The sequence below is a fragment of the Micromonospora sp. NPDC005220 genome (assembly GCF_040607895.1).
GTDB lineage: Bacteria > Actinomycetota > Actinomycetes > Mycobacteriales > Micromonosporaceae > Micromonospora.
Genome location: NZ_JBEXHP010000004.1, coordinates 43,929 through 59,983, shown reverse-complemented (window position 1 = coordinate 59,983; position 16,055 = coordinate 43,929). Strand labels below are relative to the sequence as shown.

Here is a 16,055-nt window from a genome sequence, read left to right as displayed (position 1 = left end):
GTCGACTCCGTGGCGGCGCGGAGATCCAGAATTCCAGCGACGAAGTATCCGGTCGAGCGGTTCACCCTCGACAACGGCCTGCGGGTGGTGCTCACCCCCGATCGCAGTGCCCCGGTGATCGGGGTGGCGGTGGTCTACGACGTCGGCATCCGCTCGGAGCCGGAGGGGCGCACCGGCTTCGCCCACCTCTTCGAGCACCTGATGTTTCAGGGCTCGGAGAACCTGGAGAAGCTGGCCCACTTCCGGCACGTGCAGGGCGCGGGTGGCACCTTCAACGGCTCCACCCACCTGGACTACACCGACTACTTCGAGACGCTGCCGAGCAACGCGCTGGAACGCGCGCTGTTCCTGGAGGCGGACCGGATGCGCGGCCCCCGGCTGACCGAGGAGAACCTGCGCAACCAGGTCGACGTGGTCAAGGAGGAGATCCGGGTCAACGTCCTCAACCGGCCGTACGGCGGTTTCCCCTGGCTGACCCTGCCGCCGGTCATGTTCGACACCTTCCCGAACGCCCACGACGGCTACGGCTCCTTCGACGACCTGGAGTCGGCGACCGTCGCCGACGCCGCGGACTTCTTCCGCCGCTACTACGCCAGCGGCAACGCCGTGCTGGCCGTCAGCGGCGACATCGACGTGGCCGAGGCGACCGAACTGGTCACCCGGCACTTCGGCGACGTGCCGGCCCGGCCGGCACCGCAACGGCCCGACTTCACCGAGCCCGACCTGAGCGCCGAGCGGCGCACCTCGTACACCGACGCCCTGGCGCCGCTGCCGGCGGTGGCCGGCGCGTGGCGCGTGCCCGACCCGGTCACCGACTTCGCCGGCTACCTGCCGTACGTGGTGCTGGCCGAGGTGCTCACCGACGGTGACGCGTCGCGGCTGGTCGAGCGGCTGGTGCAGCGGGACCGCACGGTGACCAGCCTCGGCGGGTACCTCGGTTTCATGGGCGACCCGTTCGACGTACGCGATCCCACCGCGCTGCTGTTGCAGGCGCACCTGCCGCCCGGCGGCGACGTGGACAAGGTGCTGCGCACCATCGACGAGGAGCTGGACCGGCTGGCCACCGACGGGCTGACCGACGGTGAGCTGGCCCGCACCCAGGCCCGGATGGCCACCCACCTGCTGCGGGACACCGACGCGGTGCTCGGTCGGGCGCTGCGGATGGCCGTGCTGGAGCAGCAACGCGGCGAACCGGGCCTGCTCAACGAGTTGCCCCGGTTGGTCGGCGAGGTCACCGAGGAGCAGGTCCGGGCCGCCGCGGCCACAGTGCGCCCGGAGCGCCGGGCCGCCATCGAGGTCATCCCCGGAGGTGTTCGGTGAGCGCGAGGAGTGAGCCGGTTTTGCGAGCCCCGCAGTCGCGAACGAAGGTGGCACAGTGAGCGTTACGACCACCACCGCTCCGGTCGGGCCGCGGACGCTGCCGCCGCTCGGTCCGACCCGCAAGCTCAAGGTGCCCAAGCAGGCCGAGCGCACGCTGCGCAACGGTCTCACCGTGATCGCCGTACGCCGGCCCGCCGTACCCCTGGTCGAACTGCGGCTCTGGGTGCCGTTCGGCCGGGTGCACCTGGCCCGCGGCGCGATGCTCTCGCAGACCATGCTCTCCGGCACCGAGTCGATGACCAGCGTGCAGATCGCCGCCGAGTTGCAGAAGGTGGGCGGCGGGCTCTCCGCGGGCGTCGACCCGGACCGGCTGATGCTCTCCGGCGCCGGCCTGGTCACCGGGCTGGACCGGATGCTGGAGTTGCTGGCCGAGGTGCTGACCGGCGCCAGTTATCCCGGCGACGAGGTGGCCACCGAACGGGACCGGCTGGTCGACCGGATCCAGGTGGCGCAGAGCCAACCGGCCCACCTGGCCCGGGAGGCGCTGCTGAAGCGGATCTACGGCCGGCACCCGTACGCGACGCAGACGCCGGAGCCCGGTCAGATCCGGGCCGTCCGGCCGGCGGCGCTGCGCACCCTGCACTCGGAGCGGGTCCATCCGGCCGGCGCGCAGTTGGTTGTGGTCGGTGACGTGCAGCCGGAGAAGGCGCTGGACGCGGCCGAGCGGGCGCTCGGCGGCTGGTCGGGTCCCGGGCGGGTGGCCGAGCTGCCGGCGACCCCGCCGCTGGAACCGGGGCCGCTGCTGCTGATCGACCGACCGGGCTCGGTGCAGTCCTCGCTGCGGATCGCGCTTCCGGCGGTGTCGCGCACCGACCCCGACCACGCCCCGCTGCAACTGGCCAACCTGATCTTCGGCGGTTACTTCTCCTCCCGATGGGTGGAGAACATCCGCGAGGACAAGGGCTACACGTACGGCCCGCACTCGGTGATCGAGCACTCCGTCGCCGGGTCGGTACTTGTCGCCGCCGCCGACGTGGCCACCGAGGTCACCGGTCCGGCGCTGCTGGAGACGACGTACGAGCTGGGGCGGTTGGCGTCGCTGCCACCGAAGCCCGAGGAGTTGGAGCAGGCCCGGCAGTACGCCCTGGGCACCCTCCAGCTCGGCATGTCCACCCAGGCCGGGTTGGCGGCGTTGACCAGCGCGTACGCGGGCAACGGTCTGCGCCTGGACTTCCTCGCCGAGTACGCGGCGAGGTTGGCGAAGGCGAGCATCGACGACGTCGCGCAGGCGGCGGCCCGGTACCTGGCACCTGCTCGGGCGGCGATCGTGGTGCTCGGCGACGCGGAACGGGTCACCCCGGGGCTGTCCGCGCTGACCACGGTCCACACCGAGCTGAAGGCGTGAGCGAGCGAGCCATGGGGTTCAGCAGCGGAGCGTCGGTGTGAGCGAGCGGAGCGAGCGAACCATGAGGTTCAGCAGCGGGCCCTCTCGCGGCGGCGCGGAGCGTAGCGGAGCGTCGGTGTGAGCGGGGAGGCGGCGCCGCCGTTGGCGCGGTCCACGCTGGACCGGGCGGCGCACCGGCGGGGTGACTCGCAGTGGTTGACCGAGGCGTGGCTGCGCGCTCGGGTGCTGCTGCTCGATTCGACCGCCGAGGGTCGGACGCTGGCCCGCACCGAGACGTCGCCACCGGCGTTGGTGCTGTTCGGGGCGGGCGACGTGCCCGCCGGGTCCGAGGCGACGGCGATGTTCCTGGGTGTCGAGCCGGACGGGGTGCCGGTCTTCGCGGTCGACGCGCCGCTGCCGGCGATCCCGGGGACCCGGGCGGTCCACCTCCGGGAGGTGGGTCACCTGCTCGCCGACCGGGAGGCCGGCATCTTCACCACCGCGTTGGCCCTGGTCAACTGGCACACCCGCCACGGTTACTCGACGAGCACCGGCGCGCCGACCGCGATGGACGAGGCCGGTTGGTCCCGGGTGGACCGCAACGGTGGGCGGATCTGGCCGCGTACCGACCCGGCGATGATCGTGCTCGTGCACGATGGCGTGGACGGCCCGGACGGCCGCTGCCTGCTCGGCAACAACGCCAGTTGGCAGGGGACTCCGGGGGGTCGGCGCTACTCCTGCCTGGCCGGCTACGTGGAGCCGGGCGAGTCGGCGGAGGCGGCCGTGCTGCGCGAGGTTCGCGAGGAGGTGGGCATCGGGGTCGAGCGCATCGGGTACGTGGGCAGCCAGGCCTGGCCGTTCCCCGGCTCGCTGATGCTGGGCTTCCTGGCCACCGCGAACCCGACGGAGCCGGTGCGGGTCGACCCGTCCGAGATCGCGTACGCCCGGTGGTTCTCCCGGCAGGAGATCGGGGCGGCGTTGGCCGGGCAGACGGTGGACGCGGGCGACGGGGCACGGCTGATCCTGCCGCCTCCGTCGTCGATCGCGCTGTTCCTCATTCACCGCTGGCTGGACGGCTGGGTGGACGCCGACCGCTGAGCACGGTCCCGACCCGTGGCCGCCGTTGCCGCGGCGGTCACGGGCCGGGAACACGGGCCGTCGTGGTCGGTGGGTGCGAGAAACGCGGCGGGGGAGCCGGTCCGACCACGACGGACGACCTGTGGATTCAGGTGCCGGTGCGGCCCGATCTGTGTCGGAAGGCGGGCCGCGGCTCGATCAGCGGGAGGACCTTGACCCGTTGCTTGCCGGCGCGGACCGCGCCGACGGTGGCCAGGGCTCGGGCCAGCAGCAGTGCGGCGTCCCGGTCCTCGGCGTGCACGATCTGCCGTCGCGGCTCGGGCGTGGTCGTCTCGTCGCGAAGCCGGTGGCCGTCCGCCCAGGCGGCGGCGATGTCCCCGTCAGCGACGGCGCGGATGTCGGTGCGAACGATCAGGAACCGCATGAGGGTCTCCGGATGAACCGCGACGGATGAGCCAGTGTGGAAGTTCCACGTACTCGAGGTCATGCTACGCCCCGTGTTCGTCTCAGCAAGTGAAACGCGCCTTTCGATTTCGGGCGTCGTCCGATCGGCGGATGGCTGCTCAGCGGGGTCGGCGGGCTCGCAGCGCGACGGGTCGGCGGGTGGTGACGCGACGGGGCCGCCGGCAGTGTGCCGACGGCCCCGTACCCGATCATCGGATCAGTTCAGATCGAACTGGCCCTTCTTCGCTCCGGTGATGAAACCGAGCCACCCCGCGCGGTTGAACAGCAGCACCGGACCGCCCCGGTCCTTGCTGTCGCGCAGGGCGACCGCCGACGGGCCGGTGGCGAGCGGGGCGACCTCCACGCAGTTGGAGGTCTGGCTGCGGGTGCTGGTACGCCACGGGGCGTCCGCCAACGAGTGGGCGGAGACGGACGGCGTTTTGCGGATGTCGTTCATGGTTCTGCTCCTGATGTGCAGCGATCCAATGGGACGAGTGGTGCCGCACGTCCCGACGGAGGGTCCCCCGTGGATCACCGGTCCGTCAGTCGCCCCGAATCCCGGCGGCGTTGGGTCGGCGCCGTTGCCGGCCCGAACGCCACTGTGGATGGGGGCGTCGCCTCGGTCAGCCGTCCCGTCGACTCGATCAGCCAGGAGAGGGTGTCCGAGGCGTCAAGTGCCGCCGTGCATAGCCACTCGAACACCACTTTATAGCGATTTAGCGTGATTGACTCGGTCGACATGACGTCGGTGAAGCCACCTTCGATGGCCAATGTCTCCGGATCGAGGGGATCGGCGAACCGATAGACCGAGAAAGCGGTCGGCGGAAGGTACCAATCGCCGATCTGGGTGTCCCGGAGAAGCACGTGCAGGGTCACGTTGGGCAGCAGGGCCAGCTCACAGAGTTGGAGCAGCTGCTCGTGCAGCACCTCCGGCGGCCCGGCACGGCGGCCGAGAGCCGCCTCCTCCAACACGGCGGTGTAGCGGGGCGCGTGCGGCTCCCGGGTGAGCAGCGACTGGCGGGCCAGCCGCGCCTGCACCTCGGTCTCCGGCTCGTCGCCGGGCTCCGGCTCACCCGCGCCCGCGTTCACCTGGCGGGCTGACACGATCCGGAGCTGGGCGTACCCGGGGGTCTGCAACAGACCCGGCACCAGCACCGGGTTGTACTCGGAGATCTCCGCGCAGCCCGCCTCCAACTCGGCCCAGCCGCGCTGTTGCTGCGTCATCACCGGGAAGTTCTTCAACCAGCCGCGCATGTCGCCGGCCTCGTTGGTGATGCCCAGCAGTTCGTCGTGCAGCGCCTGGTCGGCGCCGTAGAGGTCGAGCAGGTCGCTGACGTCCTGCGGGTCCGGTCGGCTGCGGCCATTCTCCAGGCGGGACAATTTGGACGCGGAGGCCCAACCGATACGCTCGATGACCTGATCGCCGGTGAGGCCCGCGGCCTCACGCAGGCGGCGCAGCTCGATGCCCAACCGGCGACGACGCAGGATCGGGCTGGGTGCGGCAGGAGGCACAGTGTCCTCTTTCCCGTCGACCGCCGCAGACGCGACGGTAACTGTATGAAATTCGCCCCCCACGGTCAGTATGGACGGCGCGACCGGTGTCGGAGGTTCCGGCGAGGGCGTGTCTTGCGAAAATCGGACCACGGAATGCCGGACGACGACGGACCCGCGGTCGCGGCCCGTCGACCTCGCCCACCTGGGCACGCCATCCCGCCGGAGGGACCCCATGCGCACGATCCTGCGCCGACCCGACTTCCGCCTGCTCTTCGGCGGTCTGCTGGCCAGCATGACCGCCGAGTCGATCCTGCTGCTCGCACTCGCCATCTGGGTCAAGGATCTGACTGGCTCGAACGGGTTGGCCGGTGCCACGATCTTCGCGGTCATCGCGCCGATGACGCTGGCACCGCTGGTCGGCTGGGTCGTCGACCGCTACCCGCGCCGGCCGTTCTTCGTGGCCGCGAACGTGATGACCGCGGCCCTGCTCACCCCGCTGTTCACCGTCCGCGACGCGGGTGACGTCTGGATCGTCTACCTGGTGGCCGCCCTGTACGGACTCTCGTCCATCACGCTCGGCGCGGCGCTCAGTGGGCTGATCCGCGAGATGGTGCCGGTCGAACTGCTGGCCGAGGCGAACGGCGTGCTGCAGACCGTACGTCAGGGGATCCGACTGGTCGGCCCGCTGGTGGGCGCGGCGCTCTACGCGGCGCTCGGCGGGTGGGCGCTGGCCGGGATCGGCATGGTCGGATTTCTGACCGCGGCGGCGGTGGTCACCGCGCTGCCCACTCCGCAGCAGGTGCCGCCGGCCGTGCGGCTGCGGTGGCCGGCCGAACTGGGCGCCGGCCTGCGGCACCTGGCCGGCGAGCCGGCCCTGCGACGGGCCCTGCTCGGCTACGGGCTCGGGTCACTGGTGATGGGCTTCAGCGAGTCGCTCATCTTCGCCTACGTCGACCAGGGGCTGAACCGGGACGCCGCGTTCGTGGGCGTGCTGGTCACCGTGCAGGGCGTCGGTGGGTTGCTCGGTGGGCTCTGCTCACCGATGCTGGTCCGCCGGCTCGGTGAGGTCGGCACGCTGGCCGCCGGGGTCGCCTTCTTCTCTCCGGCCGCGCTCGCGCTCGCGTACCCCGATCTGCGGCTCGGGTTCGCGGCGGTGCTGCTGGCCGGGGTCTCGCTCCCGCTGACGATGGTGGGGCTGCACACGCTGATCCAGCGGCGCACCCCGCCGTCGCTGGTCGGCCGGGTCGCCGCGGCCACCCAGGCGGTGGTCAGCGGACCGCAGGCGTTCTCCATCGGGGCGGGTGCCCTGCTGGTCGGGTTCCTGGACTACCGGTTGCTGTTCGCGCTGGTCGGGGTGGCCACCCTGGCCGCCGGCAGCTACCTGTGGCGGGGCCGGCACCTGAGCGCGCCGAGCGGCGCCCGCCCGCCGACGCCGCCCACCCGCCCGACGCTCCCGGCGCCCCGCCGGCCGGCCGAGGACACCGAACTCCCGGCACCACCGACCATCGCCACCGTGACCCGTTCTCCGAACACGACGAGCGGCCGCCCCGGGTGGGACGGCCGCTCGTCGGGATTAAACCGGCAGATCAGGCGTTGAGCGTCTCCAGGTGCTGCTTGACCTGGGTGATCGAGGGATTCGTCAGGGCACTGCCGTCGGCGAAGCGCAGCGTCGGCACCGTCTGGTTGCCGCCGTTGACGCTCATCACGAACTCCGCGGCCGTCGGGTCCTGCTCGATGTCGACCACCTCGTACCCGATGCCCTCCCGGTCGAGCTGCGACTTCAGCCGGTGGCAGTAGCCGCACCAGGGGGTGGAATACATCGTCAGCATCCTCAGATCCTCCAACTCCTCCGGCCGCGGCTTGCGGATCAAGCCGAGGCTGTTCGCTGCAACGCTGGGAGGAGCTGAGATGATTCCTGGTTGTGGTGGTTCACTCAGCGTCGGAACAGGTGCTCGCCGGGCTGGACCCTGAGCAACGCTCCGCGGTGACCGCACCCGCCGGCCCGGTCTGCATCCTGGCCGGTGCCGGCACCGGCAAGACCCGGGCGATCACCTCCCGAATCGCCCACCGGGCGCTCTCCGGGGAGATCTCCCCCCGGCACGTGCTCGCGGTCACCTTCACGGCCCGCGCGGCCGCCGAGATGCGGAGCCGGCTCACCCTCCTCGGGGTGGGAGGTGTCCAGGCGCGCACGTTTCACGCCGCCGCGCTGCGACAGGTGCGGTACTTCGCGCCCCGGCTGCTGGCCGGCCGGGCCATGCCCGAACTGCTGGACAGCAAGGTGCGACTGGTCACCCTCGCCGCCGCCCGGGTCGGCCTGCGCACCGACCGGGCCGCCGCCCGCGACCTGGCCGGCGAGATCGAGTGGGCGAAGTCGTCGCTGGTCGAGCCGACCGAGTACGTGGTGGCCGCGGCGCGGGCGCTGCGCGACACGCCGCACGAGCCGGCGAAGGTGGCCGACGTGTTCACCGCGTACGAGCAGCTCAAGCGCTCGAACGGTGTGATCGACTTCGAGGACATGCTGCGGGCCGCGGTGTGGGGCATTGAGGAGCACCCGGACGTCGGCGAGCAGGTCCGTGGCCAGTACCGGCACTTCGTGGTCGACGAGTACCAGGACGTCAACCCCCTCCAGCAGCGGCTGCTGGACGCCTGGCTGGGCGGCCGGGACGACCTGACAGTGGTCGGCGACGCGAGCCAGACGATCTACTCGTTCACCGGGGCTACCTCCGCGTACCTGGTCGACTTCCCCCGCCGACACCGCCGCGCCACGGTGATCCGGCTGGTCCGTGACTACCGCTCCACCCCGCAGGTGGTCGGGCTGGCCAACGCGGTGATCTCCCAGGCCCGGGGCACCGAGGCGCGCCTGCGGCTGGAGTTGAGCGGGCAGCGCCCGCCCGGCCCCGAGCCGGACCTGCGGATCTTCACCGACGAGCCGGCGGAGGCGAACGCGGTCGCCGCGCGCTGCCGGTCGCTGATCGACGCGGGCACACCGGCGAAGGAGATCGCCGTGCTGTTCCGCGTCAACGCGCAGTCCGAGGCGTACGAGAAGGCGCTCACCGAGGCCGCGGTGCCGTACGTCGTGCAGGGCGCGGAGCGGTTCTTCGAACGGGCCGAGGTGCGCCAGGCGATGGTCGCGCTGCGTGCCGCCACCCGCTCCATCCCCGGCGAGACACCGTTGCCGGCCGCCGTCGTCGAGGCGCTCACCGCCGTCGGCTGGGCCCCGGACGCGCCCCCGGCCGGTGGTGCGGCCCGCGAGCGGTGGGAGGCGCTGTCCGCGCTGGTCCAGCTCGCCGAGGAGTACGCGGCCACCCCCGAGGTCGTGCCGATCGGCGAGGCCGCCTCGGTGGAGCGCCCGGTCACCCTCACCGACTTCACCGAGGAGTTGGCACGCCGGGCCGCCCAGCAGCACGTACCGACGGTGGATGGGGTGACGCTGGCGTCCCTGCACTCGGCCAAGGGGTTGGAGTGGGACGCGGTCTTCCTGGTCGGCCTCGCCGAGGGCACCCTGCCCACCACGTACGCCAAGACCGTCGAGCAGGTCGAGGAGGAGCGCCGGCTGCTCTACGTCGGGATCACCCGCGCCCGGGAGTGGCTCTGGCTGTCGTACGCCGCCGCGCGCTCGCCGGGCGGACGGGCCCGGCGGCCGTCGCGGTTCCTGCCTCAACTGGACCGTTCCGGCGGCACCGAACGGGCGACCGGCGACACCGGCTCGACCCGGCGTCCCGAGCGGCGGCGAACCCAGATCGTCTCCTGCCGGATCTGCGGCGCCACCCTGCTCGCCGGCCCGGACCGCAAGCTCGGCCGCTGCCCCACCTGCCCGTCCGATATCGACGATGAGCTGCACGAACGGCTGCGCGAGTGGCGGCAGCGGGTGGCCGGTGCGCAGAAGGTCCCGGCGTACGTGGTCTTCACCGACGCGACGCTGATCGCGTTGGCCGAGCGGCGACCCGGTCGGCCGGAGGAGCTGATCGCCATCGCCGGTATCGGCCCACGCAAGCTGGGCCTCTACGGCGAGTCGGTGCTGGCCCTCGTGGCCGGTGCCGGGGTGGACGATGTCTGCCCAGAGAAAACTTTCGAAATCTCGTCGTAAATTCGTTTGCCCTCGCCCCGGCGCGAGGAATAGCCTCAGGACACACCACGCGAGCGGCGCCATTCTGGCTGCTCACGGGGTCGGTCCAGTCGATTCGAGGAACGTGAGGGAGGTGGCACCCGTGGAGATCTTCACCTATGAGCGTCTGGCGGCGATGCCGTCTGTCCACGCTCCGCTGTCGGCTGTCCGGGTGGCCCTTACGGCTGCACGACCGTCGGTTCCGCAGGTGCACCAGGTTCAGGCCGAGCTGATCCTGACCGTCGCGCCCGCTGGAGTCGAGGGGACCAGTGGCTTCACGGGCAATGGCATCCGGGTCGCCAAGAAGCGCATGGATGTCCGCGGCGTTCCACCTCGAGGTAAACCGGTCTGACCATCAGACTCCGGCTCACCTCGAGGCCGCGGAACCCGCATACCGGGATCCGCGGCCTCAGTTTTTTGCCCGCCGTAAGTACGTCGGAATGCGATCCACGAGATCGAAGTGAGAGAGAGGTGACCGGGAGATGAGTCTGGCGTTGGCCCCCCTCGACATGAGCGTCGAGATGGAGGCGAACCTGCCCTGCCGGAAGTTCGACCCCGACCTGTGGTTCTCCGACTCGCCCACCGAGCTCGAGCTGGCCAAGTCGCTCTGCGGGGACTGCCCGCTGCGCGTCGAGTGCCTGGCCGGAGCCGTTGAGCGAGCGGAGCCGTGGGGCGTCTGGGGCGGCGAGATCTTCGAGCGTGGCGCGGTTGTCCCGCGTAAGCGGCCCCGTGGCCGTCCGCGTAAGGAGGACGTCGCCCGTGACGCCGAGCTTCGGGTCGAGGCCGAGGCGCGCCTGGCGGCCAGTGGGCTGTCCGAGGTGCGTGGTGCGGTCCGGCTGGCAGCCTGACATGTTCCCGACCCGTTCCAACTACGCCGGTGCCACACCGGCAGTGAGTGAGAAAACGATGTTGAACGTTCCGAGTGGAGCCTTCGAGATGCAACTACTCCACGAAGCGTTGACCAGGGCTCGAATGCGCCGGCCTCAGGCCGGTCGTACCACCACGAGCACTGAGGCAACCCGATCCGCCCGTACCGTCGCCATGACCGGCCGCAACCAGGCGGCTCGCGACCTGGGCGTTCTCTAGTACCACTCCACACAGAAGGGCGGGTGCCGACCGGCACCCGCCCTTCGCCATGTCGTCAGGCGACCGGGCCTCGTCGTCAGGCGACCGGTTTCGTCATCAGGCGACCGGGGCGAAGCCGGGCAGCCAGCGCTCCAGGATGCTCCGGTACGGGGCCTTCGCCTCCAACTGGCAGAGCACCCCGATCGACCCGAGCGTCACCCGGTGGATCAGCAGGTACGACGGTGGCAGGTTGAGCTTCCTGCTCAGCTGGTACGTGGGGGAGCGAGGGCTGGCCAGTCGACCCGCCTCGGCCCGTAGCCAGGCCCGGGTGAACCGGAAGCCGTCCGCCGCGATGGGCTCCAGCATGGGGCGGATGAAGTCGAGCACCCCCTCGGCGTCGATCTCCTCGGCCGAGCTGATGAACCCTTCCGACCGCAGCCCCGCCACGACCCCGTCGGCATCGCCGCGCAGGGCCATCGCGGCGATCCGACCGATCGGCTCCGGGGTGCCCTCCGGCATCCGGGCCACCGCACCGAAGTCGATCACCCCGAGCCGGCCGTCGGGCAGCAGCCGGAAGTTTCCCGGGTGCGGGTCGGCGTGCAGCAGCCCAGCCCGCTGCGGCGCGGAGAGGTGCAGGGTGGCCATCAACCGGCCCGCCTCGTCCCGATCCTCCTCGGTGCCCTCACGAATGATGTCGGCCAGTGGGGTGCCGGTCACCCACTCGGTGACGAGCACCCGGGGCGAGGCGTTGATCACCTGCGGGATGTAGATCTCCGGGTCGTCGGCGTACGCGGCGGCGAAGGCGCGCTGCGACTCGGCCTCCAACTCGTAGTCCAACTCCTCGGTGATCCGTTCGCGCAGCTCGGCCAGGAGCGGCTTGACGTCGAGGCCGGGCTGGATGGCCCGGAACATCCCGCCCAGTCGGGAGAGCTGCTTGAGGTCGGCGAGCAGGGCGTCGCCGGCTCCCGGATACTGGATCTTGACTGCTACGTCGCAGCTGTTCGGAGCCCCCGACTCGTCGAACCCCGGCTCGCGCCAGCGCGCCCGGTGCACCTGACCGATGCTCGCGGCGGCGGCCGGGACGTCGTTGAACTCGACGAACAGCTCCCGCCAGTCGGGGCCGAGCTGCTCGGCCAGCACCTTGTGCACGCTGGCGGCCGGCAGCGGCGGCGCCGCCTCCTGCAACTTCGTCAGCGCCTGCCGGTAGGGTGCGGCGATCTCCTCCGGTAGAGCCGCCTCGAAGACCGACAGCGCCTGGCCGAATTTCATCGCCCCGCCCTTGAGCTGGCCCAGCACGCTGAACAACTGCTCGGCGGTGCGCTGCTGAATCTCCGCGGAGATCACGTCGGAGGCGAGCCCGGTGACGCGCTTTCCCATCCCGAGCACGGTCCGGCCGGCGAAGCCGAGCGGCAGGGCGGCGAGCTTGGCGGTGCGGGACACGGCGCGGCGTGGGATGTCGGTCACCCGGTCATTGTTACCGACCGGAGGGCCCCGCTGCTGCTCTGCGGCCGGGCTGGTGCGGACACTCGGCCCTGCGAGCACCCACACGCCGGGTGCGGCGGCCAACCTCGACGACGAAAACAGCCGGCGCCGGTGATCTCCATGGCGCCACCCAGCGTCTCCGGCTGACCTCCGTCCAGCTGCGTCAGCGCCTCGGCCAGCGCGTACCCGCAGGCCACGAGGAGCGTGCCGGTCGTTCCGGCGGCCACCGGGTCGGCGGCGGCGAGTTGAGCGGCGAGCCGCGGCCAGTCCGGGTCGCGGTCGGCCCGGTGCAGCTCGACGCAGTGCAGGCAGGGCCCGGCCGGTGGGCGGACCAGCGGCCCGATCACCGGTACGCCCTCGCGCAGCGTGACCAGCAGGTGCGGCTGCCGGCGCTGGGCGAGACCGGCGGCGAGCAGCGCGGGGGGCCGGTCCGTGCCGAGCTGAATCACCAGGTCGATCCGGCTGGCGCGATTGGAGTGGGTGCCGGTGCCCGGTGCGACGCGGTTGACCGCAGCCCGCACCGCCGGTGCCAGCGGGCGACCGAGGTCGGTGGCGGGGATGCCCGTGCCGATCAGGTCGACGGGGCGTACCGGGCCGGTGAGCTGGGGAATCACCTGCCCCACGCCGGACTGGGCCAGCGCCACCGTCAGCGGTCCGCCGAACGCTCCGGGGCCGGTGAGCAGGACCCGAGCCGCCCGCCGGCGACGCAGGACCTGCGCGGGCGTGCCGGGCAGTCGGGCGGCGGCCAGGGCCAGTGCGCCGGCCTCCGCCGCGAGCCGGGCACGGACCGGGCCGGTCAGGTCGCGGGGGAGCAGGCTGTGCGCCGGCACCAACAGGCCGGCGGCCCGCAGGGTGTCGAGCAGGGTACGCGCGTCGTCGGCGCTGACCTGGGCGGTCGCTGCGTGGGCGAGCACGGTGCGTTCGCTACGGGTGCCGTCGAGCAGGTCGAGCAGGTGGGCGGCGCGGGGGTTGGCCAGCTCCAGTAGGACGGCCGGCCCGGGGCCGACGCCGAGCTGGAGGGTGTGCCGGTCCCGCCAGAGCCGGTTGAGGCCGGGTAGCAGGGTGGGCCGGGGCAGTACGGTGCGGCTCATGGTCACGAATCGTGACCGCTACTTCGCATTCAGTCGATCGTTGTCCACAGGTGGCCAGGCCCCTGTCCAGCGCTATCCACAGGATTTGGCGAGTTTTCCACAGCCCGCCGTCCCTGCTGTCGCTCACCCGACAGGCCGCCGACGCCAAGAGCGCCGAATTCCCGATCGGCAACGGGGGGCGGGGTGGCCGCCCGGCCACCCCGCCCCCCGTTCAACCGTTCGGGTCAGACCTTGGCCTTGCCCAGGATGCGGTTCACTGTTGTTCCGCATACCGGACACTTGCCCTTGGCCATGTTCATTCCGGTCTTCGAGACCTCAATGTGCCCCTCGAAATCCCGCTTCTCCTTGCACTTCACGCAGTAACCGTTGTAGGTCGTCTGGGCCTGGTCGGCCACGGTGCCCTCCTCGTCTCGTCCGCCGGTCAATGCCGTCCCGGCGGGGTGCCCGGCGGCGGGCCACACGGGGCGCCGGCGCTGGGTCTCACTCCGCGGCCACCTTCGTGACCGCTGGTTCGCGGACCCTACCCAGGTCTGGGCAGTTCCATGTCAGCTGTGCATCGACACTGTGAGCAAGTCGACGTCGAGAGTGTGCATGGCGAAATAGGTCGGATAAGTCAGTTTGGCGGGGACACGCCGACCAAACCCTGACAGCCACCCGTGCGAGTGCCCCCGCAGCGGCATCCGAGACGGTGATCACCTACGGTGGGGACGTACCGCGTACCGGTGTGATCGGCGTTCACCAAGGGTGACGAGATGGCGCGATGACGCCGCGGTCAAGAAATTTTCGGGACGCCTGGCGACCAATCACCATTTTCTGGGCGCGTGTCGTGCGATTGACTCTTGCGGACCCCTGGTCAGTGGGCATTAGCTTTCCTTCGTGACACGTAGCCGAGGCTGCGCGGGCCAGTGATGGCGGGGACGCGCAAGCCGGTCGTCGAGGTACGGCGCAGCCAGCGTCGACGACGCACGGTGTCCGCGTACCGTGACGGTGAGCGAGTGGTCGTCCTCATCCCCGAGCAGTTCTCCCGGGCCGAGGAGAGCGAGTGGGTCGACCGGATGCTCGCCCGACTCGCCGCCCGGGAGGGGCGACTCGCCCGCTCCGACGCCGAGCTGCTGACCCGCGCCAACCGGCTCATCGACCTCTACCTCGCCGGGTACGCCAGCAAGGCGGTGCCGGCCAGCGTGCGATGGGTTACCAACCAGAACGGCCGATGGGGCTCCTGTACGCCGGCAGACCGCAGCATCCGAATCTCGCACCGCGTCCAGGACATGCCCGAATGGGTGATCGACTACGTGTTGCTCCACGAGCTGGCCCACCTCATCGTGCCCAGCCACAACGCCCGGTTCTGGGCGTTGGTCGGTCGCTACCCCAAGGCGGAACGCGCCCGCGGCTACCTCGAAGGGGTCGCCGCCGCCTCCTGCGCACCGATCCCCACCTGATCCCCACTGCCGACCCTCGCCGGGGTGAGTCGGGCCGGGTGGGGTGGCCGCTCGGGGTGGGACGCTAGAGGATCTATTCCAAGGGACCTGACCGCCGCGCCCGTCGGTCGGGGACGTGTCGCGGCGAGTCGACCTCCGGCCGCGACAGGGGCCAGACGTTCCCATGCGGCACGACCTCGGGCCGCTTCACCCGCCATCGCTGGCAATCTTGGACACTTTCCGTTAGCTGCTAACGGAAACTGTCCAAGATCTACCCTGTCAACCGCCTCGGACGGCGTCGCCGGCACGGTCTTCGACCATCAGACGCACCAACACCTCCGCTCACCGAACCCTTGGCATAGATCGTCTAGGGTCGGGGAATGGCGCGACGGGTGGTGGTGGCGATGCTCGGGCCGGTGCACTGGTCGCCGCCCGGCGTCGACCTGGCGGAGTGGCGGGCGGCTCTCGCGGAAGACGTCATCGACCTGCTCGCCACGCTCAATGAGGTGGAGGTCGCGGTCGCGGTGACTCCGGCCGACCGGGCTCTGGCCGATGCGCTGGTGTGGCCCGGCACCGCGGTGTACGAGGTGACCGAGCCGACGCCGAACGCCGTGTTCGCCGCGCTGGACGGGTACGACCAGGCGGCCGTGCTGGTCAGTGACGTTCCTGACCTGCCCGCACTGACCGTCGGCAAGCTGCTCCGCCCACTCACCACCCGGCCGGTCGCGGTGGCTCCGGTCGAGGGCGGCGGCCCCGGTCTGCTCGGGGTCGCGGTACGACTGCCCGCGCCGGACTGGTTGCCGACGCTGGAACTGGACACGGCGACGCCGGCTCAGGCGCGGGCCAATGCCCCCCGCCAGGGTGACGTGGCGGTCACCGCCGGCTGGCGACGACTGCGCGGCCCGGCTGACCTGGCCACGCTGGACCCAGCCTTCGAGGGGTGGGAAGCGACCCGCGCCCTTCTCTCCGGGTCGGGCCGACCCGGCTGAACCGTCAGCCTGCCCGCCGGTAAGGCCGACCGGCAACTGCCCGGCCAGCCCCGTGATGCCCCGGCCGGAGCAGCCAGCCCCCGGTGCCCGGCCAGCCCCCGGTGCCCGGCCAGCCCGAGCTCAGTTACCAACCCCGCCGGCCGCCGCGCCCGGTTGCCCGCTGTCGATCATGCGGGCGACCGGGCG

General features: G+C 71.5%; 16 protein-coding genes. 9 read left to right on the top strand and 7 right to left on the bottom strand.

The window, feature by feature from the left end:
- Positions 1-9 precede the first annotated feature (9 nt).
- The 3 genes from ABZU52_RS03110 to nudC all read left to right on the top strand — a co-directional run bounded on the left by ABZU52_RS03110 (position 10) and on the right by nudC (position 3,802).
- Entirely contained in the window at positions 10-1,320 is a 1,311-nt protein-coding gene (locus ABZU52_RS03110; RefSeq protein ID WP_354969428.1) for a pitrilysin family protein, read from the top strand.
- Positions 1,321-1,375: 55 nt separating this feature from the next.
- On the top strand, positions 1,376-2,725 hold the full coding sequence (locus ABZU52_RS03105; protein WP_354969427.1) for a pitrilysin family protein: 1,350 nt from the start codon (positions 1,376-1,378) through the stop codon (positions 2,723-2,725).
- A gap of 117 nt (positions 2,726-2,842) precedes the next feature.
- Positions 2,843-3,802, top strand: a complete 960-nt coding sequence (nudC, locus tag ABZU52_RS03100; RefSeq protein ID WP_354969426.1) for an NAD(+) diphosphatase — start codon at positions 2,843-2,845, stop codon at positions 3,800-3,802.
- A 127-nt stretch (positions 3,803-3,929) separates the two neighbouring features.
- Here nudC and ABZU52_RS03095 read toward each other — a convergent pair whose 3' ends face one another.
- The 3 genes from ABZU52_RS03095 to ABZU52_RS03085 form a co-directional block, all read right to left on the bottom strand.
- Positions 3,930-4,205 (bottom strand): hypothetical protein, encoded by a 276-nt coding sequence (locus tag ABZU52_RS03095; RefSeq protein WP_354969425.1) that lies wholly within the window; start codon positions 4,203-4,205, stop codon positions 3,930-3,932.
- 237 nt (positions 4,206-4,442) lie between these two features.
- A complete protein-coding gene (locus tag ABZU52_RS03090) occupies positions 4,443-4,682 on the bottom strand; it encodes a DUF397 domain-containing protein (protein ID WP_354969424.1) in 240 nt (79 codons plus the stop codon).
- Between the two features lie 74 nt (positions 4,683-4,756).
- Complete coding sequence (locus tag ABZU52_RS03085) at positions 4,757-5,737, bottom strand: helix-turn-helix transcriptional regulator (protein ID WP_354969423.1); 981 nt, start codon at positions 5,735-5,737, stop codon at positions 4,757-4,759.
- Positions 5,738-5,807: 70 nt separating this feature from the next.
- Here ABZU52_RS03085 and ABZU52_RS03080 point away from each other — a divergent pair, with 70 nt between their 5' ends.
- On the top strand, positions 5,808-7,316 hold the full coding sequence (locus tag ABZU52_RS03080) for an MFS transporter (protein WP_354969422.1): 1,509 nt from the start codon (positions 5,808-5,810) through the stop codon (positions 7,314-7,316).
- Here the strand turns inward: ABZU52_RS03080 and ABZU52_RS03075 are convergent.
- Positions 7,306-7,548, bottom strand: a complete 243-nt coding sequence (locus ABZU52_RS03075) for a mycoredoxin (RefSeq protein ID WP_354969421.1) — start codon at positions 7,546-7,548, stop codon at positions 7,306-7,308. The two genes, ABZU52_RS03080 and ABZU52_RS03075, sit on opposite strands and share 11 nt — an antisense overlap.
- Before the next feature lie 92 nt (positions 7,549-7,640).
- Between ABZU52_RS03075 and ABZU52_RS03070 the strand changes: the two genes are divergently transcribed.
- The 3 genes from ABZU52_RS03070 (at position 7,641) to ABZU52_RS03060 (ending at position 10,672) form a co-directional block, all read left to right on the top strand.
- A complete protein-coding gene (locus tag ABZU52_RS03070; protein ID WP_354969420.1) occupies positions 7,641-9,806 on the top strand; it encodes an ATP-dependent DNA helicase UvrD2 in 2,166 nt (721 codons plus the stop codon).
- Positions 9,807-9,927: 121 nt separating this feature from the next.
- Positions 9,928-10,176 carry a hypothetical protein gene (locus tag ABZU52_RS03065; RefSeq protein WP_354969419.1) on the top strand — a complete coding sequence of 83 codons (249 nt, stop codon included), beginning with the start codon at positions 9,928-9,930 and terminating at the stop codon, positions 10,174-10,176.
- 130 nt (positions 10,177-10,306) lie between these two features.
- Positions 10,307-10,672 carry a WhiB family transcriptional regulator gene (locus tag ABZU52_RS03060; protein ID WP_030490434.1) on the top strand — a complete coding sequence of 122 codons (366 nt, stop codon included), beginning with the start codon at positions 10,307-10,309 and terminating at the stop codon, positions 10,670-10,672.
- Between the two features lie 334 nt (positions 10,673-11,006).
- On the opposite strand, the gene ABZU52_RS03055 is transcribed toward ABZU52_RS03060, so the two are convergent.
- The 3 genes from ABZU52_RS03055 to ABZU52_RS03045 form a co-directional block, all read right to left on the bottom strand.
- Positions 11,007-12,353 (bottom strand): AarF/ABC1/UbiB kinase family protein, encoded by a 1,347-nt coding sequence (locus ABZU52_RS03055; protein WP_354969418.1) that lies wholly within the window; start codon positions 12,351-12,353, stop codon positions 11,007-11,009.
- On the bottom strand, positions 12,350-13,462 hold the full coding sequence (locus ABZU52_RS03050; protein ID WP_354969417.1) for a hypothetical protein: 1,113 nt from the start codon (positions 13,460-13,462) through the stop codon (positions 12,350-12,352). The genes ABZU52_RS03055 and ABZU52_RS03050 overlap by 4 nt, the downstream gene beginning before the upstream one ends.
- A gap of 224 nt (positions 13,463-13,686) precedes the next feature.
- Positions 13,687-13,857, bottom strand: coding sequence for a DUF5679 domain-containing protein (locus ABZU52_RS03045; protein WP_208869694.1), 171 nt, complete (start codon positions 13,855-13,857; stop codon positions 13,687-13,689).
- A gap of 513 nt (positions 13,858-14,370) precedes the next feature.
- On the opposite strand from ABZU52_RS03045, the gene ABZU52_RS03040 reads away from it, so the two are divergent.
- The gene (locus ABZU52_RS03040) at positions 14,371-14,901 is read left to right on the top strand and encodes a M48 family metallopeptidase (RefSeq protein ID WP_354969416.1); all 531 of its coding nucleotides are present in this window, start codon (positions 14,371-14,373) and stop codon (positions 14,899-14,901) included.
- A gap of 359 nt (positions 14,902-15,260) precedes the next feature.
- A complete protein-coding gene (locus tag ABZU52_RS03035; protein WP_354969415.1) occupies positions 15,261-15,869 on the top strand; it encodes a hypothetical protein in 609 nt (202 codons plus the stop codon).
- The last annotated feature ends 186 nt before the right edge of the window (positions 15,870-16,055 follow it).